The organism is Lentilactobacillus diolivorans DSM 14421, assembly GCF_001434255.1.
In the GTDB taxonomy this organism is placed as follows: Bacteria; Bacillota; Bacilli; order Lactobacillales; family Lactobacillaceae; genus Lentilactobacillus; species Lentilactobacillus diolivorans.
The window spans coordinates 13,190-35,334 of sequence record NZ_AZEY01000032.1 but is presented as its reverse complement, the minus strand read 5'-3'; the positions used below and the strand labels follow the sequence as shown (position 1 = coordinate 35,334).

The 22,145-nt window shown below is 40.4% G+C and carries 17 protein-coding genes and 1 pseudogene; 9 read left to right on the top strand and 9 right to left on the bottom strand.

Annotated elements, in window-relative coordinates:
* Positions 1-145 precede the first annotated feature (145 nt).
* The 4 genes from FC85_RS04015 (at position 146) to uxaC (ending at position 5,489) form a co-directional block, all read left to right on the top strand.
* The gene (locus FC85_RS04015) at positions 146-1,717 is read left to right on the top strand and encodes a glycoside hydrolase family 30 protein (RefSeq protein WP_057864274.1); all 1,572 of its coding nucleotides are present in this window, start codon (positions 146-148) and stop codon (positions 1,715-1,717) included.
* Positions 1,718-1,837: 120 nt separating this feature from the next.
* Complete coding sequence (locus FC85_RS04010; protein WP_057864273.1) at positions 1,838-2,209, top strand: hypothetical protein; 372 nt, start codon at positions 1,838-1,840, stop codon at positions 2,207-2,209.
* A 226-nt stretch (positions 2,210-2,435) separates the two neighbouring features.
* Positions 2,436-4,058 (top strand): mannitol dehydrogenase family protein, encoded by a 1,623-nt coding sequence (locus FC85_RS04005; RefSeq protein WP_057864272.1) that lies wholly within the window; start codon positions 2,436-2,438, stop codon positions 4,056-4,058.
* 12 nt (positions 4,059-4,070) lie between these two features.
* Positions 4,071-5,489 carry a glucuronate isomerase gene (gene uxaC / locus FC85_RS04000; RefSeq protein ID WP_057864271.1) on the top strand — a complete coding sequence of 473 codons (1,419 nt, stop codon included), beginning with the start codon at positions 4,071-4,073 and terminating at the stop codon, positions 5,487-5,489.
* A 103-nt stretch (positions 5,490-5,592) separates the two neighbouring features.
* Here uxaC and FC85_RS03995 read toward each other — a convergent pair whose 3' ends face one another.
* From FC85_RS03995 to FC85_RS03980, 4 genes are all read right to left on the bottom strand, one after another.
* Positions 5,593-6,492 carry a hypothetical protein gene (locus FC85_RS03995; RefSeq protein WP_057864270.1) on the bottom strand — a complete coding sequence of 300 codons (900 nt, stop codon included), beginning with the start codon at positions 6,490-6,492 and terminating at the stop codon, positions 5,593-5,595.
* 12 nt (positions 6,493-6,504) lie between these two features.
* Positions 6,505-7,167, bottom strand: coding sequence for a hypothetical protein (locus tag FC85_RS03990; protein ID WP_057864269.1), 663 nt, complete (start codon positions 7,165-7,167; stop codon positions 6,505-6,507).
* 14 nt (positions 7,168-7,181) lie between these two features.
* On the bottom strand, positions 7,182-8,123 hold the full coding sequence (locus tag FC85_RS03985; RefSeq protein WP_083484946.1) for a GH25 family lysozyme: 942 nt from the start codon (positions 8,121-8,123) through the stop codon (positions 7,182-7,184).
* Between the two features lie 357 nt (positions 8,124-8,480).
* The gene (locus tag FC85_RS03980) at positions 8,481-9,119 is read right to left on the bottom strand and encodes a bifunctional 2-keto-4-hydroxyglutarate aldolase/2-keto-3-deoxy-6-phosphogluconate aldolase (RefSeq protein ID WP_057864275.1); all 639 of its coding nucleotides are present in this window, start codon (positions 9,117-9,119) and stop codon (positions 8,481-8,483) included.
* Positions 9,120-9,296: 177 nt separating this feature from the next.
* On the opposite strand from FC85_RS03980, the gene FC85_RS03975 reads away from it, so the two are divergent.
* Positions 9,297-10,244 (top strand): sugar kinase, encoded by a 948-nt coding sequence (locus tag FC85_RS03975; protein WP_057864267.1) that lies wholly within the window; start codon positions 9,297-9,299, stop codon positions 10,242-10,244.
* 194 nt (positions 10,245-10,438) lie between these two features.
* Positions 10,439-11,092: an NAD(P)H-binding protein gene (locus tag FC85_RS03970; RefSeq protein WP_057864266.1), complete on the top strand. Its 654-nt coding sequence runs from the start codon at positions 10,439-10,441 to the stop codon at positions 11,090-11,092.
* A 230-nt stretch (positions 11,093-11,322) separates the two neighbouring features.
* Here the strand turns inward: FC85_RS03970 and FC85_RS03965 are convergent, their stop codons facing one another.
* Complete coding sequence (locus FC85_RS03965; RefSeq protein ID WP_057864265.1) at positions 11,323-12,585, bottom strand: MFS transporter; 1,263 nt, start codon at positions 12,583-12,585, stop codon at positions 11,323-11,325.
* A 44-nt stretch (positions 12,586-12,629) separates the two neighbouring features.
* Positions 12,630-14,099: an arabinosylfuranosidase ArfA gene (arfA, locus tag FC85_RS03960; RefSeq protein ID WP_057864264.1), complete on the bottom strand. Its 1,470-nt coding sequence runs from the start codon at positions 14,097-14,099 to the stop codon at positions 12,630-12,632.
* Between the two features lie 205 nt (positions 14,100-14,304).
* Here arfA and FC85_RS03955 point away from each other — a divergent pair.
* A pseudogene (locus FC85_RS03955) lies at positions 14,305-15,207 on the top strand (ArsR/SmtB family transcription factor).
* A gap of 398 nt (positions 15,208-15,605) precedes the next feature.
* Here FC85_RS03955 and FC85_RS03950 read toward each other — a convergent pair.
* From FC85_RS03950 to FC85_RS03940, 3 genes are all read right to left on the bottom strand, one after another.
* Positions 15,606-15,929, bottom strand: coding sequence for a DMT family transporter (locus FC85_RS03950; protein ID WP_057864263.1), 324 nt, complete (start codon positions 15,927-15,929; stop codon positions 15,606-15,608).
* Positions 15,930-16,152: 223 nt separating this feature from the next.
* On the bottom strand, positions 16,153-17,952 hold the full coding sequence (lepA, locus tag FC85_RS03945) for a translation elongation factor 4 (RefSeq protein WP_057864262.1): 1,800 nt from the start codon (positions 17,950-17,952) through the stop codon (positions 16,153-16,155).
* Positions 17,953-17,968: 16 nt separating this feature from the next.
* Positions 17,969-18,625 (bottom strand): TetR/AcrR family transcriptional regulator, encoded by a 657-nt coding sequence (locus tag FC85_RS03940; RefSeq protein WP_057864261.1) that lies wholly within the window; start codon positions 18,623-18,625, stop codon positions 17,969-17,971.
* A 497-nt stretch (positions 18,626-19,122) separates the two neighbouring features.
* Here FC85_RS03940 and FC85_RS03935 point away from each other — a divergent pair, with 497 nt between their 5' ends.
* Together FC85_RS03935 and FC85_RS03930 are read left to right on the top strand one after the other, a co-directional pair.
* Positions 19,123-21,012 carry a glycoside hydrolase family 2 protein gene (locus FC85_RS03935; protein WP_057864260.1) on the top strand — a complete coding sequence of 630 codons (1,890 nt, stop codon included), beginning with the start codon at positions 19,123-19,125 and terminating at the stop codon, positions 21,010-21,012.
* Positions 20,996-21,961, top strand: coding sequence for a beta-galactosidase small subunit (locus FC85_RS03930; protein WP_057864259.1), 966 nt, complete (start codon positions 20,996-20,998; stop codon positions 21,959-21,961). Before FC85_RS03935 ends, FC85_RS03930 begins: the two co-directional genes overlap by 17 nt.
* Positions 21,962-22,145 lie beyond the last annotated feature (184 nt).

Genomic DNA, 22,145 nt, shown 5'->3' with positions numbered 1-22,145 from the left:
CATGCAATCTTTATCTTCGCAATTGGAATGGAGATTGTCGGTGGTATTGCCATTGCGATGATTAAACGGGTTCGCTAAAAGCTTAAAATACTAAGTAGCAATTAAAAACTAGAAAGTGTTTGTTATAGAAAGGACGTACTATCTTATGTCAAGTAATTCAGGGAACGGATTATTTCCAACAGAATTTTGGACTGCAACAGCCGGGGATCTTTCTCAGAAACGTGATCATCTTGAAACACCCAGGCCAGAAAAGAATGCTGGCGATGCGGCAAAGATCGTTATTGATCCGTCTGTGAAAAAGCAAGACTGGCTTGGTGCCGGGGCAGCGATTACTGATGCTGCCGCATCATTGATTTGGAAACAGAGTAAGGAACAACGGAGTGCTTTACTGCATGAACTTTTTGATCCAAAGGAAGGTAACTTTTCCACGATTCGGATTCCCCTTGGTTCATGTGAGCCTGCAAGTCAGCCATACTATACTTATGATGATGTCCCATTTGGGGAACATGACGTGAGCTTATCTAAATTCTCAATTGGAGAAGGTAAGCCGGGGGCCTCGGATGCAACCAAAGATTTAAAGTATCTTGTACCAGTTGTTCAAGAAATCTTGCAAATTAATCCTGCCATTAAGATTATGGCATCTCCATGGTCAGCACCGGCATGGATGAAGAATACCGGTGAATTAAAGATGGGCGGTCATTTCCGCTTTGGCGAATATACCGGTAATGGCTATGACCAAGAAAAAGATACTTTTGAAGGCGTGTACGCTCAGTACTTTGTTCGTTACATTGAAGCATATAAAAAGCTTGGGATTCCAATTTATGCAATTACGATCCAAAATGAGCCTTCAAATACTGCTGCATGGCCAGCCATGATTTGGCAGATTCCAGAATTAGCCAACTTTGGATATAAATTTCTACGGCCAGCCTTGGATAAAACCTTCCCTGATACAAAAATTTACTTCTGGGATGGCAGTTTAAATGTTTTGAATAAACAGATTGCCGATCAAATTACTCCCGAACAAGCTAGTGCTTTTGATGGGTTTGCCTTCCATACCTATGACGGTCCGTATACAAACTTGTTTAAAGGAAGCCGATCGTTCCCACACTGGAAGTTAGCGATGACTGAACGTCGTTGCATGATCGAGGAAACACCGGAAGATGCTTCTCACATTATGTTCGGACTGATTGGTAATTGGCTGGTTCGTCAAGGATTATCATCAATCTTCTTATGGAACATGGCACTTGATGAGCGTGGGTTACCCAACATGGTTGGCTCAACTGGTCGTCGAGGCGTTGTGACAATTGATCATACAACCGGTAAAGTTCAACGGAATCTGGAATATTACATGTTACGTAACTTTGGTCAAGATGTTGAACCAGGCTCAACAGTAATTGGGTCCACGACATATACTCAAGACGGTTATACCGGTGGGGTTGGTTCCGTTGCATTTTTAGCACCAGATGGCTCAATTTCAGCTCACCTTTATAATCCAACCAGCAAACCACTGGAGGCTGCTGTTACTGTTTACGGTCAACCACAGACTTGGCAGCATGTAACCGTTCCTGCTTGGGGAACAGTTACATTGCATAAAGCTTTTGGATCAGTAAATGAAAGTACGCCTCGCAAAGATGAAGCTTTTAAACTTAACCCATATCCAGCTAACTTGGCAGATGATGAAGCGCCGGGTAAAGGCGTTAACAAAGACAAAAAGTAAAGCATAAAAGGATGAAGAGAACTCTCCTTAGTAAGAAATAATAGTTTTTCTTTCTAGGTCGGGAGCATTACGATAAATGGAGGGGTCTTTACGTTCTTATTTTGAAAGAAGGAATCCAAAATGACTTTTAATCCTGACAATTGGAAAGAATCATTAAAATCTGAAGAGAAGTTCAATGATTTCATTAATGAGTACTTTAAAGAAAATAAAGAGTTGGTTGGTAATTATGAAACACCATCTTACTATGAATATTATACTGTCACGTTAGATAGTAAGGAGGGGCTGATTATCACTTTAAAGACTGGACTTAATCAAACTAGTGATATTAACGCACCGCTACCATTCAAAGATGTTGAACACATTTCAATTGAAAGCTTTCGTCAGTTGGTTTTGAATAAAAAGTTTGAAGATCAAAGTGAGACATTAACTGATGTTTTCACAAAGATGCTTGCTAAAAAACCAGGTGCACATGTCAATAAGGACGAGAAATAAATCAATTCATTTGTATTAGGAATATCCTATCTAAAGGAGAACCAGGACAAGTTATGCTTGTTTTGGCTCTTTTTTATATTGTCACGAATTAAAAAAGCGTTTACTGATTGATGTTATTTCACCAGTGAATAAGCGGACAAATCGTCTGTTGACAGCGGTTACTATTGGCAGTAAAGTAAAAGTATTTAATATATTAATATTCCAATATTTGGAGGATCACATTTTAATGGTGAAGATTACAGATGATTATATAACTAACCAGCAGCTCTTCACTGCTGCAGGCATTAAAGTACCAAGATATGACATTAACCAGAAAGTTGGTGCGACTAAATGGGTGCATTTTGGTGGTGGGAACCTGTTTCGAGCATTTCACACGGTTGTCGCAAGTCGACTGTTAGAGTCGGGCGATTTGGAAGCTGGCGTAGTTGTTGCTGAAACCCATAATGCCAATGTTGCCAACGACGTTTATAACAAATATAACAATCGAACGTTACGCGTGATTACGCATGCTGACGGTAGGTTTGAAAAGGAATTAATTCCGGCAGTGTCGGACGCGGTGTTCTTTTCGCCGAGCAATCCCGCTGGTTGGCACAAATTATTTTCGACCTTTGAAAATTCAGCACTTCAATTAGCGACATTTTCAATTACTGAAAAGGGGTATAACCTGTGGGATACTCATGGAAATATCTTACCAACTGTTCAAGATGACATTAAGCGTGGCCCTAGTGCACCAAAGAATAATATGGCCGGACTAGTTGCGTTGCTATTTGGTCGTTATAAAGCTGGTAAGTATCCCATGGCATTAGTTAGCACTGATAATTTCTCCCAAAATGGTGAACGACTTGAAAAAAGTGTGTTAACGATTGCCAAGGGTTGGCAGGAAAATGGGTTTGTTCCAACGGAATTTCTTGATTATTTAAAGGATCGGGCAACTATCACTTTTCCATTTTCAATGATTGATCGCATTACGCCCAACCCATCTGAAACGGTTTCTGAACAACTTAAAAATGATGGCTTCGAAGATTATCAGATTGTTCAAGAAGGGCATACAAAATTTGCGGCATTTAGTAACACCGAGGAAGTTCATTACCTGGTCATTGAAGACGATTTTCCCAATGGTCGACCGGCATTTGAAAAAACGGATGTGATTTTAGCTGATCGTGACACCGTTAATAAAGCTGATGAAATGAAAGTGACGACGTGTTTGAATCCACTGCATACAGCACTGGCAGTTAACGGTTCACTACTGGGGTTTGATTCAATTTCAAAGGAAGTCAGTGATCCGGATATGTTGGCACTGATTAAACAGATCGGGTATGGTGAAGGGCTGCCAGTGGTTACAGATCCTAAAGTAATTGATCCTAGAGAATTCATTGATCAGGTAATTACTAAGCGTTTACCTAATCCATTCATCCCTGATAAACCACAACGAATTGCTTGTGATACCTCCCAAAAATTGGCCGTCCGTTATGGTGTTACAATTTCCCACTATGCTGATGATCCGAAACGCCAGCCAGCTGATTTACATTTTATTCCGTTGGTATTGGCAACTTGGTGTCGTTATCTGATGGCAGTGGATGATCAGGGAAAATCGTTTGCGCCCAGTCCAGATCCATTACTATCAGAATTGCAGCCTAAAGTTAGTGACATCAAATTGGGAGAAAAGACGGATGTTCATGCGCATTTAAAAGATATTTTAGCTAATAAAGCAATTTTTGGTCATAATTTATATGAAGTTGGTTTGGGTGAAAGAGTTGAGAAATATTTTGAATCTCAAATCAGTGGTATCGGGGCGGTTCGTAAAACCCTTGAAGCTACTTTGTCTAAGTATGCCAAAGAAATTAAATAAGGAGATGCAAATTTGACACTATTAAATGATGACTTCCTATTAACTACACCAATGGCGAAAAAACTGTTTCACGACTATGCGGCCAAAATGCCGATTATTGACTTTCATTGCCATCTGGATCCAAGGGAAATTTACGAAAACAAAAATTATGAGAACATCACTAAAATTTGGATTTACGAAAATGGTTTTGGCGATCATTACAAATGGCGGTTAATGCGGGCTAATGGCGTTCCTGAAAAGCTAATTACCGGTGACGGTGACGATTATGATAAATTTATAGCTTGGGCCGGTACCATCGAGAAAGCCGTTGGTAACCCATTATATGAGTGGACCCATTTGGAATTACGCCGATTCTTTGGGATTAATGATGTCTTTAATCGGCAAAGTGCACCAGCCATCTGGAAAAAAGCTAATGAAATGCTAAAAACGGCTGACTTTACGCCCCGAAGTTTAATTCGCCGTTCGAATGTTAAAGCTTTATGTACGACTGATGATCCGGCTTCTGATCTTAAGTATCATAAGCTATTAAAAGAAAAGGAAGGCCAAAATGGTTTTAAAGTTCTACCGGCAATGCGGCCGGATAGTGCGTTTAATTTAACTGCTGACAGCTACGATGATTACTTGCAACAACTGTCACATGTTTCCGGTGTGACCATCAAATCCTTTAAAACGTTGGTAGCTGCCCTTAAACAGCGGTTTAGTTATTTTGAATCGCTTGGTGGCAAGTTGTCTGATCATGGTTTGAATTTCTTTCATTTTATCCCGGCATCCAAAGATGAATTGAATGCAATTATTAAAAAGGCCAGAGCAAATAAAGTGTTGACTAACACTGAAATTAATCAATATCAAACAATGCTGGTGGAAGCTTTGATGAAGCTGAACAAGAAATTTGGCTGGACGATGCAATTTCATATGAATGCGGTTCGGGATGCCAACAAACCAATGCTTAAACAATTTGGCCCCAACGGTGGGTTTGATTCAATGGGGACCCAACCCGATCTGGCCCAAGAATTCATGAAGCTGTTGATTGCCATGCAAGCCAAGGATCGAGTTCCCCGAATGATCATTTATTCGTTGAATCCCAACGACTGGATGCAACTGGCTACTGGGATGGGTGATTTCCAACAAGACGGTGTCCAGAAGCTGCAATTGGGTGCAGCATGGTGGTTTAACGATACATTTAGTGGAATGACGCGACAACTCACGACAATGGCAGAACAAAGTTTGCTGCCTAATTTTGTGGGAATGTTAACAGATTCACGCAGCTTCTTGTCTTACCCGCGCCATGAATACTTTAGACGGGTACTCTGTAACGTAATTGGTGAATGGGTAGCGCGTGGTCAGGCGCCTGATGACGAAGCTTATTTAGGCCGGATTGTGGATGATATTTCTTATAATAATGCTCATGACCAGTTTGGCTTTTTCGAGTAACGAGCTATAGTCAATCATAAAAGAAGCACAGTTGTGAAAGAAATTTCCATAACTGTGCTTCTTTTATGATTAAATTAGCAATATTAGTGTTTAAATTAATTGGTTATTTAACACTCGCTGCCATAGCAATTGCAGTCCTGATATCGGTTCCCTGCAGGGTATAAACGGTTTGACCGTCCTGCCACGAAATCGTTTGATCACGCAGATGATCTTTTGCGGCATGAACATTAAATTTAATGGCACCATAGTTGTTTGGAGCAGGTAATGTGTGGCTATCTAAGAGTTTAATGGTTTGAACAGCCGTTGATTTTGGATCTGTGTGATTAACCACACTGCCATGGACTGCCAGTGACCAGTTACCTTCATTCCAAAGAATGTAGTTTTGGCCACCGCCGGCATTTTCGTAACCGGTTATCTTACTGGACAGTTTTACTTTAGGCAAACCTTTATTTTGCGATGGCTTAGTATAATCAACTGCGCTGGCAGCGGCAGTTGCTGAATCATAAGTTTTTTTCTGGAAACTGGCGTAAGGGGTCTGCTTGGTGGTTTGAGTTGCGTTGAGATCGAGCGCCTGATTGCCAACACTGTAAAGAATTCGATAATTAGCTTGATTACCGGAATAACGGATGTTTAATTTACCGTTATGAGTTGTTAAACCATCACTGGTTGGCAGTGTCACGTTTCCCAGCTTTTGAGTCAGCTCATGATTCAAGCTGTCAATGCGCGAGCTGCTTGTTGCTGACTGATTTGAATTACCCGAATTACTGTTTGTACTTGATTGATTACTGGTTGCTGATGACGATTGAGCGCTGCTTTGAGTCGACTGACTACTGGACCTGGTTGAAGAAGTGCTTGAATTTTGCATGTCCGTCTTTGAAGCATTGGAAATCTTTGAACTGCTGGAATGCTGGTCTTGGCTTTGCTTATTGGAATTGCAGCCACTGAGACCGCCAACAACAAGTAGTAATCCAACTGCTAGACCGGCTAATTTCTTGTGTCGCATGGGATTTTCCTCCTAATTGGATTGACTGCTTAGCTGAATCGCAGTTTGGTACTGATCACTGGCAACTTGATAAACATGTTTGTTACTTTGCCATTTAACAGTATTGGCCATTTCAGATTCATTGGTTGAATATAACACAATAGCACCATGATTAACCTCTTTGCTGGGAAGGGGATGTTGATTGATTTCACTGGCAACCTGACTGGCAAAGGTCGAAGGATTCTGACCACCGGCGGCTTGGGATGGGGTAACGGTTGTAATTGACCAGTTACCTTGATTCCAGTGTGTATAAACATGGCCGAGGGTTCCTTGTGAAGTAGCAGCTTTCCCATTCTTTAGGGTATCTTTGGTACCGGCTTGATCACCAAAATAATTGAGTGCGTTAGCGGCATCTTGATCATCCGAATAAGTTTGCATTTCAAACATCGCGTGTTTAGCGTTGTTTTGATCATTGTAATCGAGTTTGTAGTCCTTTGGGTCGCTGTTAGTTACCGACGCGGTTAATTGGTTGCCGGCCACCGATAAAGATTGCGGTGCGGGCGTCTGCTGGGCTGAACTAATTTCAGTATTGGCATGAAAAATTGGTTCATTGATAATTGCATAACCACTAAAAGCCAAAGCAACTGTTCCAGCAACGGCAAGGGTTGAAGCAATGAATCGTTTTTTTAAAGTCATTTGTGTGACGCCTCCTATTCGTTAACGTATGAGCGGTTGGCTGTAACGTATTGACCATCTGTGGTCGTGAAGTAGTATGAACCGGTTGACCGCTTTGTCACTGATTTAACCTTTAAGTTTTGACCGGCTGATAACGCTTTGGTTCGATTAGCTTTTGAAAATGTCTTGGAATCGTACAGATACACTTTCCGACTAGCGGTGATTTGTTCGCTGCTGTTAAGGGCGTGGTAATACTTAGGCGTTTTCACAATGGATGATGCCTGTAAAGCCGTTGCCGTTGAACTGTCACCAGTCCACCAGGAAACGGGGTGAGAAGTCGTCATCACTTTACTGTCATCCAGATACTTACCAAGGGCTGCCAAGTAATGTTTATTCGTATATTGCCAAAGATCGGTTGTGATGGTTGGCCGAGCGGAATAATTAGCGATCCATTGGGCATCAAATTTATTGCGGATACTGCCGGCATAAGTTGTTGCAAATGACTGGTATGAATAGAAGACTAATTTTTTATTAGTCAGCGATCGCATTTCATTGTACCAAGCATTAACAGCCGCTTTAGAAGCGCCACCTGCATTGTTTTGTTCGAAATCCAAGACATAAAATTTAGCATTTTTATTGGAACGGTTATAGAAGTTCAAGGCTTCGGTTTTAGCACTGGCAGCGCTGGTGAACATGGCGTAATCATACTCACCAAACGGGATCCCGTATTTAACGTATAATGCGGTGTTATTGGTAGCGTACTTATCAACGTAACTGCTGCCATATTGGCGGCGGTTAATGACAAATGAAACCTGATTCTTTAAATTTTGCGCTTGAAGATTGGTGATCTTTCCCTGCCATTCAGAGATATCGGGAATGGAGAGAGAAGCAGCGTGGGAAGTGATGGTTGTGGCACCCAAGATTCCGAAGCTAATGCCAATGGTTGCCAAACAGGCAGCAATCTTTTGTTTTATCATGTTGGTCCTCACTTTTATGTAAAATTTTAATGTTCTTTTTTAGTCGAAATTAAATGTTTTTAAAATTGGTTCAATATATAAACTAAGCTATTTATTGATGGGCGGCAACCGGTTAACGACAGTGAACATGTAATATTACAGCGGTTATTAGTACCAGCTCAACCATTAACGCTTTCTTTTTCAAAAATATTAATATTTAATGACATTAATATTCGTGAATTGGATTAGAACCTAACCTTGAAAAAAGTGCATAAATTCATTTCGGTATTGATGGTTATGACCAATTTTTGTGAATCAAAAAAGACTGAAGTAAAATTGCTTTTACCCCAGCCTCTCAACCCTTATTGTAAGAGAAGGTTAGTTACTCCGAATTTCGTTTAATTTCTTAATGTACTTTTTGGCATTTTCGGTGACCTGATCATAATCGCCTGTTGCGCCAGGACCAACTAAGTTACCACCGGCGCCAACACAAACCGCACCAGCTGCGAACCATTGATCCAAGTTATCTAAACTCACACCGCCAGTGGGCATGATGTTGAGTTGTGGAAATGGGGCTTTAACGGCTTTGATCATCGATGGACCAGCAACTGAAGCGGGAAAGAGCTTGACGATGTCAGAACCGGCTTCAATGGCGCGTTGCATTTCGGTCATTGTGCTGCAGCCAGGCAGATAAGGAATTTGATACAGATTACATAATTTAGCAATGGCAGCATCAAACGTTGGGCTGACGATATAGCCGGCACCGGCCATAATGGCAAGTCGAGCTGATGTGGCATCCAGAACAGTCCCGGCACCAATCACACCATTAGGTAATTCAGCAGTTAGGCGGCCAATTACTTGGTCAGCATGGGGTACCGTGAAAGTTAATTCAATTCCGGTCACGCCACCCTTAATTGCGGCTTTACTAATTGCTTCAGCCTTTTCGGGGGTGTCGGCACGAACAACGGCGATAATGCCGGCATCCACAATCTTTTTCAGGCTGTTTAAACGATCCATACTCATTTTAAGTAGCTCCTTTGTAATTTTTGCGACAAGATATTATAATATTAATATATTACTTACATGTATTAATATATTACTTCTCGACTCAATTTACAACCAAATCGCGTAAATAAATTCTTTTTTTGAATAATTTTGTAATCGCTTCAAATACGATAAAATGGGGGAACTAAGATGAGTGACTTTTTAACAATTGGTGAGCCGATGGCATTATTTGCATCACAGGATGAAGATCAATCATTGGCGCAATCGGTTAACTTTAAAAAATATTTGGCTGGTGCTGAGGTAAATGTAGCCGTTGGTGTTTCACGATTGGGATATTCGACTGAATATGTGACCCAGTTGGGAGCCGATCCACTAGGAGAGTTTATCAAAGAACAATTGGCGGTAAACCACATCGGGACAAGTTATATTAGCCAAACGTCAAAGCATTGGACTGCTTTTCAAATGAAGCAGCGGGTTACTAAAGGCGATCCGGGCGTTGCCTACTTCAGAAAAAATTCCGCGGCGAGCCACATTGATGATGTTGCGATGGATCAAATTGATTTAACGGATGTCAAATTAGTTCATTTAACCGGGATATTTCCGGCAATCTCTGATCAAGCAGAACTCGCATTTAACCGTTTGTTGCAATTAATTCATCGTCATCCTGAAATTCGGACAACTTTTGATCCCAATTTGCGCCCACAACTTTGGCGATCTCAAGCTGAAATGGTTGAAAAAATCAATCAATTTGCGATGCAGGCTGATATTATTATGCCAGGTCTAAGTGAAGGTGAAATTTTGGTAGGCAGTCGGGAACCCGAAACCATTGCTGATTTCTATCTTGAAAATGGTATTAATACGGACACGGTGATTATTAAAATGGGAGAAACAGGTGCTTTTATTAAGACTAAAGATGGTAATCACATGATGATTCCCGGATATTCGGTTGATCATGTTGTTGATACGGTTGGCGCTGGTGATGGCTTTGCAGTGGGGGTGATCACAGGACTACTGGATGGGATGCCACTGGAAAATGCTGTGCGGCGAGGCAACGCGATTGGTTCATTGGCCGTTCAGGCACCCGGGGATAACGACGGATACCCAACCAGGGAAAAATTAAATGCTTATCAATTGTGATTAACGGTAGCTTGTATGATGACTTGTAAAATGGATGTTGCTTTTTCCACGTTTAAGTGATGTGGTAACTGTCACTTAAAGGGGTAATTTGTCGCTAACTTTTTCCCGAAAATATTTTGGCAGTTTAAATAGTTGCGCCCAGTAACTATTTCATGCTAATGTTATTGGACTAACAAAAAGTAAGGAGTGGTTTGATGAAGGTATTTGTCATTGGAGCAACCGGAATGACTGGGTCAGCTTTTGTCCAGGAAGCCGTTGCAAATGGATTAGAAATTATTGCGAATGGTCGTTCTGAGGAAAAACTGACCCAACTTAAAAGTCAATTTCCACAGATTCAAATTTTGGCAAAAGATGCGTTCCAGTTAACACCGGCTGACTTCTCTGATAGTGATGTTGTTTTGGATGCATTTGCCACAACACCAGATAAAGCTTATCGGCACATTGATTTAGCCACCAAGCTTGTTAGTCAATTTAGAGAAAGTCAAAAAGTGAGATTAGGTTTTATTTTAGGTGCTGGCAGCCTTTTGATCGGTGACGACGATCATGTTGCCTTAACCGATTTAGAAAAAGATGAAAGTACCCGATCCTGGCGGGCAATTCCACAAGAGCAGTTTAAAGAACTTAAGTTTTTGCGAGACGTTGATAATGTTGATTGGTTTGGCGTCTCACCAGCATTTAGCTACACCCCTGGACCAAAAGCTAAAGAAATTTTATATGATAGCGAACATGTTATTTTTAATCATAGCGGTGAATCAAAAACGACTGCAGGAACAATGGCAGCTGCTTTAGTTAGCGAAATCTTAACACCTAAACATCATCAACAACGGTTTACGGTAGCTAATGGATAATGGATTAAGAGTGAGACAAAGGGCGGTTAACTTCCAGAGTACAATTGGATTATCCGAATGTGCTCCGGGTAGAATAGTGGGATAATTCGGTTGTACGGTCGGAAGTTGCCTTTTGTCCCGCGTTTTCGCTTGGTAATAATCATGATGACACAAAACAGGGCTGGACAAAATCACTTTTGTCTCAGCCCTATTTCCTTTGTGCGAACGCTTTCAGAAATACTTGTAACAGATTATTTAACTTTTTTGATCATCATAATCATAATGCCACCGATTAAGCAAATTAGCGTTTCGACGGGGAAGATAATCCGATATCCCCAGAGAGAAATTAAACCGCCTGATATTAAGGGGCCAACAATCATTCCGACGGTAACGGCAACGTTGATAAATCCAAGATCCTTAGCTGCAGAATCCGGATTAGGCAGGACGGCAATGTTTAACGCTTGATCAACGGCATTATAGGCACCCATTCCAATTCCTGAGATCAAAGCATAGGCATACATTGTCCATGGTGATGGTGTGAAAACTGGAAAGAGAGCACCAACTCCCAGTAAAATTGTTGCAAAGGCAACTGGGAACTTAACGCGATGAACATGATCGGAAATTGGTCCTGTAAGTGCCGTAAGCAGGATTCCCGTTACCAGTAAAATTGTTGACATGATCGCGACAGAAGTAGCGGTTTGACTGGGATTTAATTTCATATAATCAGTAAAAATATAAAGTTGGTAACCAACAATAATGAACTGGCCAACCATCATCAAAAACTTACCACCGACAGCAAGGTAATAATCACGGGAATTTGCTGTTGGGAACATGAAGTTTTCCTTGATAGTCTGTTTATTGAATGGTTTCTTGGGTGAATCCATATTTGAAGGTTCTTGCACCAGCCAAGCTGAAAGCAGGCATCCAAAAAGTGTGAAGAAGGCAAAGACAATAATTCCTGTTGAAACATGTGAGATAAACCGAGACGCAATAATCCCGGAACCAAAGTTACCGATCGCATATCCAACACCATAGAAAGAAGAGACGGTTCCTCTTAAATTAGGTGAAATTCTATCTGCAATCTGGGCAACCATTGGGGCAATGATTGCATTCAAAGTAATTTGGTATACTGCCCAGATCCCTAATAGGACGGGGACTGAGTTTGCCATTGAAAATGCAAAAAGTAAAATAGCGGATAAAATTGAATTTGTTACAATCCACGGGGTTCGTTTACCATGTTTTGATCGGGTAATATCAGAAAAAGCACCGGCCACAATGTTTGCAATTGTCGCCACGATCATCGCAACAGTTGAGAATAGCGCAATTGTTGCAACTTTGTGTGCGGGAATTAACTGGCCGATTTTAGCTGGTAATAGTGTGGCAGAGACTCCAGAATAAGCGCTAAGCCAACCAATTGGACCAATAAACATTGCAAGGCCGACTCGAAGCTGTTTTTTTACTTTAGGACTTTTAAAATTGACTTTTGATGTTGTAACTTGATGAGCATCATTCATTTGATTAATCCTCCTTATAATCTAAGATATTTCAACGAATTTATTTATGCTTGAAAAGTAATAACGTTCCATGAAAATGGTTTTAAGGTAATCCCATTGGTATCTTCCACGATTTCTTCAGTTACTGACTGTTCTGCAGTATTTTTAAAGTCTGGATTTGAACAACTGTAACTTTGATGGCTGGTTTCGTGAAGTGTCTGATTGTCATTAATATTAACGTTTAAATCCATCGTCTCTGTTTCACTGCGATTAACGGCAAAAATGGTATAGGCGCCCTCGCCGTTTTTAATAATGACAGAATCCAAGTAATTGACATCACCAAATTCAGGTGCTTTATAGGTTGGGGATTGAACGCTCGTTTGTAATGTTTCTCCGTACCCATATTTGGCAACGTCTCTAAGTGGATAAAAAATGGTTTGTTTAATTAAACCTGTTTCAGTTGTCAGAATGGGAGCGATTACATTTACCAACTGAGCAAAGCAGGCGATTTTGACACGATCAACGTGCTTCAAGAGGGTGATTAAACTTGAACCGATGAGCAAGGCATCTTCGAAGTTATAGACGTCTTCTAATCGGTGCGGCGCTTGTTGCCATGGCTTAATATTTTTATCGTGTTCATTTGAGTGATACCAGACATTCCATTCATCAAAAGAAATATTCAGTGATTTAGAAGATTTCTTAGTCGCTTTAACTGCGTCACAAAGCGCAACCACTGAATTAATAAACCGATCCATTCGAATTGATTTTGCAATGTGGTGCATTGTGCCTTTTGAAGGTAATTCGTAATATTGATGCATTGAGATGTAATCAACATTGTCGTAACATTCATCTAACACTTCTGTTTCCCACTTGCCAAAAATCGGAGTGTGTTCGTTTGAACTGCCACAGACAACCGTTTCAATTTGAGGGTCCAGACTTCGCATGGCTTTAGCAGTTTCGTTAACCAACTCGCCGTATTCGTGGGCGGTTTTGTGGCCAATTTGCCAAGGCGCATCCATTTCATTTCCTAAACACCAGGTTTTGATATGATATGGAGCGGCATGGCCGTTTTCTCTTCGTTTGTTAGCCCAGTAAGTGTTGGTGTCTAAATTGCAGTACTCAAGCAGATTGCAGGCATCTTCAATCCCCCTGGTTCCAAGATTAACGGCCATCATTGCTGAAGAGTGAGCTTTTTCAGTCCATTTCATGAATTCATCAAGCCCAAATTGGTTTGATTCAATACTTTGCCAAGCCAAATCAACTTTTTGTGGCCGTTGTTTCTTTGGGCCAATTCCATCTTCCCAGTGGTAACTTGAGACAAAATTGCCACCCGGGTAGCGAATCATCGGGACATTTAATTCTCGAACTGCCTTGATAACATCCTTTCGAAACCCTTCTGAATCTGACAGTGGATTATCAGGATCATAAATGCCGCCATAAATACTTCGGCCCATATGTTCTGCTAAAGATGAACTAATTCGATGGTCAATGGTACCAATAGGAAATAAATCATTTGCGTAAAGTTTTCCTTGCATGTAACTGTGCCTCCTTTTCTTTCGACATAATCGTATCAGCTCAATGAAAACGCTGTCAATATACTATTCGCAAAAAGATGGACCATAGCACGTTTTTTCACCACTTTGTTTGCTATAATAAGAACTATAAGGCTGCTTTTAGCCCCCAAATATGAACTAAGTTAGCATTTCGGTGAACATAGCACTTGTGATAAGGAGAAGAATGATGGAAATCGATCTGAGCAATAAATCAATTAATCTGTTAAAAGCACTGGCAAGTCCTGTCCGAATTCAAATTATTGAATTCTTATCTAAACGGGAAATGAATATTCAAGAATTAAGTGAGCATTTGAATCTTAGTAAATCAATTGTGAGTTCTCACGTTAAGAAACTGGAAGCGGCACAAATCGTTGAGACAAGGCGAATTCCAGGGAAAAATGGGGTTCAAAAAATTTCGTTACTCCGGGTTAATTATTTGGGAATTAATTTTCCCAACCGGAAGCAATCCGCCTATTCTCACTATGATATGGCATTGCCAATTGGTCATTATGTTGACTACAATGTTTCGCCTGTCTGTGGATTATCAACAACCAAAAAGTATATTGGTCACTTCGATGATCCCAAGTATTTTATGGATCCAGAACGAGTTAATGCTGGAATTCTTTGGTTTTCGAAGGGGTTTGTTGAATATAAAGTTCCTAATCTGCTTAAACGCTCCGAAACGATTTAACAAGTTGAGATTAGTATCGAACTCGCTTCAGAATTTCCTTTTACCAATGATAATTGGCCGTCAGATATTAATTTTAAGTTAAACGGCATTGATTTGGGGTCTTGGGAAAGTCCCGGGGATTACGCAGATGTTAGAGGAAAGCTCAATCCAAAGTGGTGGCCTGATAATATGAATCAATACGGTTTATTAAAAACGTTACAAGTGACTCATGAAGGAACTTTTGTGAGCGGGGAACAAATATCCAATATCAGTATTAATGATTTCTCGAGGCAGACACAGTATTGGACCTTGCGATTAAGTGTTAAAGATAACGCAAAACACGTGGGGGGACTAACCTTATACGGCAAGGGATTTGGTAATCATAATCAGGATATCAATTTCCGTTTTTATTATTTATAGTTGTTTGGTTCAATGGGTTAGTTTTGAATTAAATGACCAAATAAACAGAGTGGGCCGGCAAGCGGTTAGACCCCAGAATATAAGCCCCCTAACTTGATATTCCCAATTCTGGAATGTCAGGTTAGGGGGCTTATATGGCCGGGGTCTGCTTGCTGGTCCACGTTTTAGCTAAGTAACAAGTTCAGCGAGATATTCTGAACTTGAATAGTTGGATAATTCGGTTACACGGCCGGAAGTTGCCTTTTGTCCCGCGTTTTCGTTTGGTAACAATTGTGTTTACACGAACAGAGGCTGGGATAAATGAATATTGTCCCAGTCTCCTTTGTTTTAGATGTATAAATTAAGATGTCGAAAATAATGAAGATAACTGATTCGACAAATAAGAATTAATAGTTATCTTAATGACTCGTACCATAAAGATTTAAGACAACCACCCCAATTAAAATTAGTGAAATTCCTAGAATACTGGGGAAGTTAATTGGTTCTTTCCAATAGATAACAGCGACAATCGTGGTTAAAATGATTCCCAAGCCGGCCCACAATGCGTAAGCGATGTTTAAATTAATACTTTTCAAAGTGAGTGATAGGAAAAAGAAGCTGAAGCCGTATGCCAACAATGATGCAATGATTGCCCAAAGAACCGTGAAGCCCAAGGATGCCTTTAGCAGGTTTGTCCCAAGTAATTCACTTACAATCGCAAGCACTAAGTATAAATAACCCATTTTTTAATAACCTCCAAATGTTTTGCCCGTAATATGCAACATCGTGGAGGGGTTTCCAGAGAATCGCCCAAGCTAAAGTTAAATATGTTGCAGCGTCCAAAACATCACCTCGTTGGTTATTAGAATATCAGTCATCATAACCTAGATCTGAATTTAGATCAACGGATATTATAAAGATTCAAGAAAAGCTGTTGGTATCTCAGCGGTTATTTACAGGGGAAAATTAATCTGTTTCCAAAATGGCGTTAAACACAGATTGTGGCAGCTTAATATCGCTTTGAGCGGCTTGTCGTTTATTAATATTTTGCCGATGAAGCAATTGTTGTTTCTTAGAAATACTATGCTTCTCGCCATTAACTGCAGCGTTTTTTCTTAGTGGCGGCACATCAATTCTGGCGATTGATTTGCCTTCCACAAATGCTTGCACAGGCATTGGGTATAAGCGACGGGGAACGGCATACTTCATTTTTTTAACAATTCCTTGAGCAATTTTTTCGGAATCTTGGCGGTGAACAACGGTATCTAACGCGTCTACGGGTGCGTAATTGATATGAATACTAATTTTGACGACATCTGTCAATTCATAATCTAAAAAGCTGGTGTCTAATGTTGCATATCCATGGGAATCGGATTTTAATTTATTAAAGAAGTTATAGGCAATTTCAGAAATTGGTATTTTATAAATCAAGACAATGAGATCACCTTGATTACTCATGTCTAACAGAGTGCCCAGATGTTGGTCAACCAGTTTCATGATGGCGCCCATAGAATCTGCAGGTGTTGTAATGGTTGCTTTAACATAAGGTTCTTCAACATAATTAATTTTTGAAAATTTAGGAAATTTAACCGGATTTGTGATAATAAGGGGAGATTGATCCGGGGTGTCTTTTAAGTAAACGTGATAAATTGAGTTAGGGGCGGTCGTGAGAACGTTAATGTGATATTCGTTGGCTAATCTTTCCCGAATAATTTGTAAATGCAACATTCCTAAAAAGCCACAACGAAATCCTGGCCCCAATGCCTCAGATACTTCCTCCATGTAGTGAAATGAAGAGTCATTCAATGATAATTTTTCAATGGCTGCTTTTAGTTCTTTATAATTATCATCTTTTGGATAAAAGCCGGCAAAAACCATTGATTTCGCTGATTGATATCCTGGAAGAGGCTTATTGGTGGGGTGTTCGCAGCTGGTTAGCGTATCACCAACTTGAATCAGCTGTGAATCCTTTAAGCCGGTTGTGACATACCCAACGTCTCCAGCCGATAGCTGCTTTGATTCTTTCATATTGGGTGTAAAGACACCAAGTTGATGACTCGTAAATTCAGTGTTGTCTGCCATCAGTTTTAAATGTTGGTTCGCATTTAACCTGCCGTCGTAAATTCGAACATAAGCAATAATTCCCTTAAAAGGATCATAAATGGAATCAAACACAAGTGCTTTCAGTGGCGCCACTAAATTACCCGTTGGCGCAGGAATTCTTTGATAAATTGCTTCTAAAACGTCATGAATATTTTGACCGGTTTTTGCTGAAATCATCAGAATCGTTGAATGACTAAACCGCTGATCCAACTGCTGAATTTGGTTTACCGTTTTTTCAATGTCAGCTGATTCACTGTCGATCTTATTAATCACAGGAATAATTGATAGCTGATTCTGTTTTGCCAACCGAAAGTTTGCCACGGTTTGAGCTTGAACACCTTGAGTGGCGTCGACCAATAAAATTGCACCATCACATGCTGCTAAACTCTTAGAAACTTCATACGAAAAGTCAACGTGTCCTGGTGTATCGATAAAGTTATATTCATATTCATGACCGTCTTCTCCGTGATAATAATTACGAACAGTACGTGATTTTACTGTAATGCCGTGATCTTGCTCAACCTTCATACTATCGAGAAGCTGATTCTTTCTTTCCCGTTGGCTGACTGTGTTGGTTTGTTCCATAATTCGGTCAGCCAGAGTTGATTTGCCGTGGTCAATGTGAGCAATAATTGCAAAGTTTTGAATATATGCTTGGTTCATGATAATCCTCCGTTAGTTATTGTTTTTTAGATGCAAAGAAACCGGTTAAATAAAATTTCAATGTTTGAATCGCATCAGTCTCAAGATTAATCTTGAAATCCGTAAATTTAGGTGACAGTTGTTCGTGGTCAAACTCATCTAAGCCCATCATATTCATTAGACCGCTAATAATGGCACTCTGAACGATAAAAAGATGGCTTGCCTCTGATTTTGAGATGAAGGTTACGTGTTCAGAAATGACTTGTCCAAGTCTTTGGCTGGTTTCATATAATACTTGTCGGCCGGCCAAAGTTTGATCCATATTTGCACGTCCTTCCAAGACAGGGGCTCTTAAAGCATTGAGTCGAACCAAAACTGATTTATCACGAATCAAATATTGCGTTTGATTTATCATAAAATTACTGAATTCTTCTACTGAAACTTGAGATGGTAATTTCTGAAAATCTTGGATTAGATTCTCAAAATAGTCTTGGTAACCACTTAATAGCAATCGCATAAAGATATTTTCTTTTGTTTCAAAGTAGTTAAATAAGGTTCCTTTTCCGACTCCCGATTTAGCCGCAATCTGTGACATTGTGATGCTGCCAAATGAGCGTGTTTGAAAGAGCTGGAGTGCCGTATCGGCGATCTTTTCTGCCTTTTCGGTTCGCTGCTTCTCTGTTAAAATATTCATCAATTTCCTCTTTCACGAAAATAAGTTAATATTCAATACTGACCGGTGGTCATTTTAGACCAAATGAACTTTTTTTGCAACTATTAACTAGGTTGTAGTTGTAATACAAGCTTTTTGAGAAGCAAGCGATAATTAATCTAATAAATCAAGTTAAAAATAAATAATGAGTATGTTAGCTTCTGAATTTAATGATTTCAAACAATGAACCCCGTAAGATCGAGCAATTAAATGTGTTGATTTTACGAGGCTTTTAGGGCTTTTGAGTGACCTAATTGTTCAAATTGTTAGCCTAAAAGTAATGGGGCAAGACAACGACCTTTTATTATTTTGCTGGATATGATTATCTTAAATACTGATTTGTTTTATATGTTTTTACTAAAATAACCACAAAGGTTTAATTTTGTTGCATTAATTTTTATTGACATTTACTGTAAAAACGCTTACATTAAACATGGTAAGCTTCATGTAATTGATTTGTGAGGAGTGTGATTTGATTAATGAAACCAGATATTAAGTGGTTAGATGATCCAGAAAAATTTCGGATTGGCGAACTACCAGCCCATAGTGATCACAAGTTTTATCAAAGTAAAGCTGAAATCACTAATGATCAAAGTTCATTTGTTCAAAGTCTAAATGGTGATTGGGAGTTTGCATTCTCAAAAAATCCCATGAGTCGGCCAGCTGATTTTTACAAAGCAGATTATGACAGCAGCCACTTTGACACGATTAAAGTGCCGGGTCATATTGAATTTGCTGGATACGATAAATTTCACTACATTAACACCTTTTATCCTTGGGAAGGTCGCATTTATCGTCGACCTGCCTATTCAATGGGGCCTGATCAGACGGGTGCCGGGATGTTTAGTGAAGGCGAAGATAATCGAGTTGGTTCCTATATTAAAGAATTTACAGTTAATCCCAGCCTTGCCGGCAAACAAATTCGGGTCAGATTTGAAGGGGTCGAAGAAGCCATGTATGTTTGGTTGAACGGCCATTTTTTGGGCTATGCCGAAGACAGTTTTACGCCGTCTGAATTTGATTTAACTCCTTATTTAAAGGATAGTTCTAATAAATTAGCAGTTGAGGTCTTTAAACGCAGTACGGCGGCCTTTATTGAGGATCAGGATATGTTCCGCTTCTTCGGAATTTTCCGTAACGTCTCGTTAGTCGCTCAGCCAGAGACCCATATTGAAGATTTATCAATTAAGCCAACCGTTGACGATGACTTTAATAACGGTCAATTCAGTCTGGATGCCAAGCTGACAGTAAATGATCCAGATGCGACGGCTCACATAACGATTACCGATGCTGACGGTCAGCAGCTCTACCACACAACCCAATCTGTCGCTGAGAAATTGTCAATTTCAGATGTTTCAATTAAAAAAGTTCACCTTTGGGATCATGACAATCCATATTTGTATCAATTAACCATTGAAATTGCTAAACAGGATGGCACACTCTTAGAAGTCGTCCCATATCAATTTGGTTTTCGACGGATTGAGATTAGCAAAGATAAGGTTATCTTATTGAATGGCAAACGCCTGATTATTAACGGTGTTAACCGGCATGAATGGGATTGTCATTCTGGTCGGGCAATTACCTTAGCTGATATGAAAGCGGATATGCAGACATTTCTAGCCAATAACATTAACGCGGTGCGGACCTGTCATTACCCTGATCAGGACCCGTGGTATGGGATGTGTGATACCAACGGGATTTATATGATGGCTGAAAACAATCTCGAGTCACATGGATCCTGGCAAAAGTTGGGGGACGTTGAACCCTCTTATAATGTGCCTGGATCTCTACCACAATGGCGGGCAGTTGTCTTGGACCGAGCTAAAAATAATTATGAAATGTTCAAGAATCATACCAGTATTCTGTTCTGGTCATTGGGGAATGAATCATATGCCGGCGACGATATTGAAGCGATGAACGCCTACTATAAGGAAGTTGACCCAACTCGGCTGGTTCACTATGAAGGTGTTGTTCATGATCGGAATTATGAGGACACTATTTCAGATGTTGAAAGCCGAATGTATGCGTCACCTGATGAGATCAAAGATTATTTGGATCATAATCCGAAAAAACCGTTTTTACTTTGTGAATACATGCATGACATGGGCAATTCACTTGGTGGCATGAAGTCCTATATTGATTTAATTGACCAATATCCGATGTATGCCGGTGGTTTCATCTGGGATTTCATTGATCAAGCGATTGAAGTTAAAGATGAGGTAACTGGTCAAAAGGTCCTGCGTTACGGCGGTGATTTTGATGATCGGGTTTCAGATTACGAATTCTCCGGTGACGGCTTAATGTTTGCCGACCGGACCGAAAAACCAGCAATGCAGGAGGCAAAATATTACTATGGCCAACACAAATAAACAGTTACAAATTATTTATAGCGATGGGACGTTGGGCCTTGGCGGCGATGGTTTTCATTATATCTTCAGTTATTCTCGCGGCGGTCTGGAGTCTTTGGAAATAAACGGGAAACAATGGCTGTATCGTGAACCGAAGCCAACTTTTTGGCGGGCAACGACTGATAATGACCGGGGAAATGGTTTTTCCAAGAAGTCTGTCCAGTGGATGGGCGCGGATATGTTTGTCGACGCAACCAGCATTGATGTTAAAGTCAACGACCAATTGATTGGATTTCCAGGTGCACCGACCAATAACAAATATTCAAACAATGAATACGCTGATAAGGTCGAAATCATTTATCATTATGAAACGTTAACAACGCCCAGCACACCAGTTGATGTGAGCTATACGATCACGCCAAATGGCAATATTGATGTTCATGCTCATTACACGGGCAATGCCAAGCTGCCTGATTTGCCAGTCTTTGGGATTCGATTCGTGATGCCGACATTGGCGAGCGGGTTCGAATACGATGGCTTGTCTGGTGAAACGTATCCCGATCGAATGGCCGGTGGGCAACCAGGGACTTATCATATTGATGGTTTGCCGGTTACCAAGTATTTGGTTCCACAGGATTGCGGTGTTCACATGGCCACCAACGCGCTGACCGTTACTCGAAAGACCACCAAAGATAATTCGGATCAATCAAAGACACCATTTAGTCTCAGTTTTGAAAAGTTGGATCAGCCATTTGCATTCAGCTGTTTACCCTATACGGCCGAAGAATTGGAAAACGCGACCCATATCGAAGAATTACCGATACCACGCCGGACAGTTGTTTCAATTTTAGGTGCTGTTCGTGGTGTCGGTGGGATTGATAGTTGGGGCCGGGACGTTGAAGCTCAGTATCATATTCCGGCTGGAGACGATATTGACTTTGGCTTTACACTAGACGTTTCTAATCGATAGTGATTTGGGAATGGTCAACTAATTTCACTAAAATATTATGACGTATAAAAAGGTGGTGGCGGCTGGGAGATCAGTCAGTGAAATAATTATTTTAGAAAAATCCCGTGAAATCAGTGTTTTGTAAACTGATTTCACGGGATTTTCACTTCGAAGATTAACCCCCGTCATATAGATTTTTGATTAC

Coding starts and splice junctions, on each gene's coding strand:
- FC85_RS04015 (WP_057864274.1), top strand. CDS start 146: ATGTCAAGTAATTCAGGGAACGGATTATTTCCAACAGAATTTTGGACT.
- FC85_RS04010 (WP_057864273.1), top strand. CDS start 1,838: ATGACTTTTAATCCTGACAATTGGAAAGAATCATTAAAATCTGAAGAG.
- FC85_RS04005 (WP_057864272.1), top strand. CDS start 2,436: ATGGTGAAGATTACAGATGATTATATAACTAACCAGCAGCTCTTCACT.
- FC85_RS03995 (WP_057864270.1), bottom strand. CDS start 6,492: ATGCGACACAAGAAATTAGCCGGTCTAGCAGTTGGATTACTACTTGTT.
- FC85_RS03990 (WP_057864269.1), bottom strand. CDS start 7,167: ATGACTTTAAAAAAACGATTCATTGCTTCAACCCTTGCCGTTGCTGGA.
- FC85_RS03985 (WP_083484946.1), bottom strand. CDS start 8,123: ATGATAAAACAAAAGATTGCTGCCTGTTTGGCAACCATTGGCATTAGC.
- FC85_RS03980 (WP_057864275.1), bottom strand. CDS start 9,119: ATGGATCGTTTAAACAGCCTGAAAAAGATTGTGGATGCCGGCATTATC.
- FC85_RS03975 (WP_057864267.1), top strand. CDS start 9,297: ATGAGTGACTTTTTAACAATTGGTGAGCCGATGGCATTATTTGCATCA.
- FC85_RS03970 (WP_057864266.1), top strand. CDS start 10,439: ATGAAGGTATTTGTCATTGGAGCAACCGGAATGACTGGGTCAGCTTTT.
- FC85_RS03965 (WP_057864265.1), bottom strand. CDS start 12,585: ATGAATGATGCTCATCAAGTTACAACATCAAAAGTCAATTTTAAAAGT.
- arfA (WP_057864264.1), bottom strand. CDS start 14,099: ATGCAAGGAAAACTTTACGCAAATGATTTATTTCCTATTGGTACCATT.
- FC85_RS03950 (WP_057864263.1), bottom strand. CDS start 15,929: ATGGGTTATTTATACTTAGTGCTTGCGATTGTAAGTGAATTACTTGGG.
- lepA (WP_057864262.1), bottom strand. CDS start 17,952: ATGAACCAAGCATATATTCAAAACTTTGCAATTATTGCTCACATTGAC.
- FC85_RS03940 (WP_057864261.1), bottom strand. CDS start 18,625: ATGAATATTTTAACAGAGAAGCAGCGAACCGAAAAGGCAGAAAAGATC.
- FC85_RS03935 (WP_057864260.1), top strand. CDS start 19,123: ATGAAACCAGATATTAAGTGGTTAGATGATCCAGAAAAATTTCGGATT.
- FC85_RS03930 (WP_057864259.1), top strand. CDS start 20,996: ATGGCCAACACAAATAAACAGTTACAAATTATTTATAGCGATGGGACG.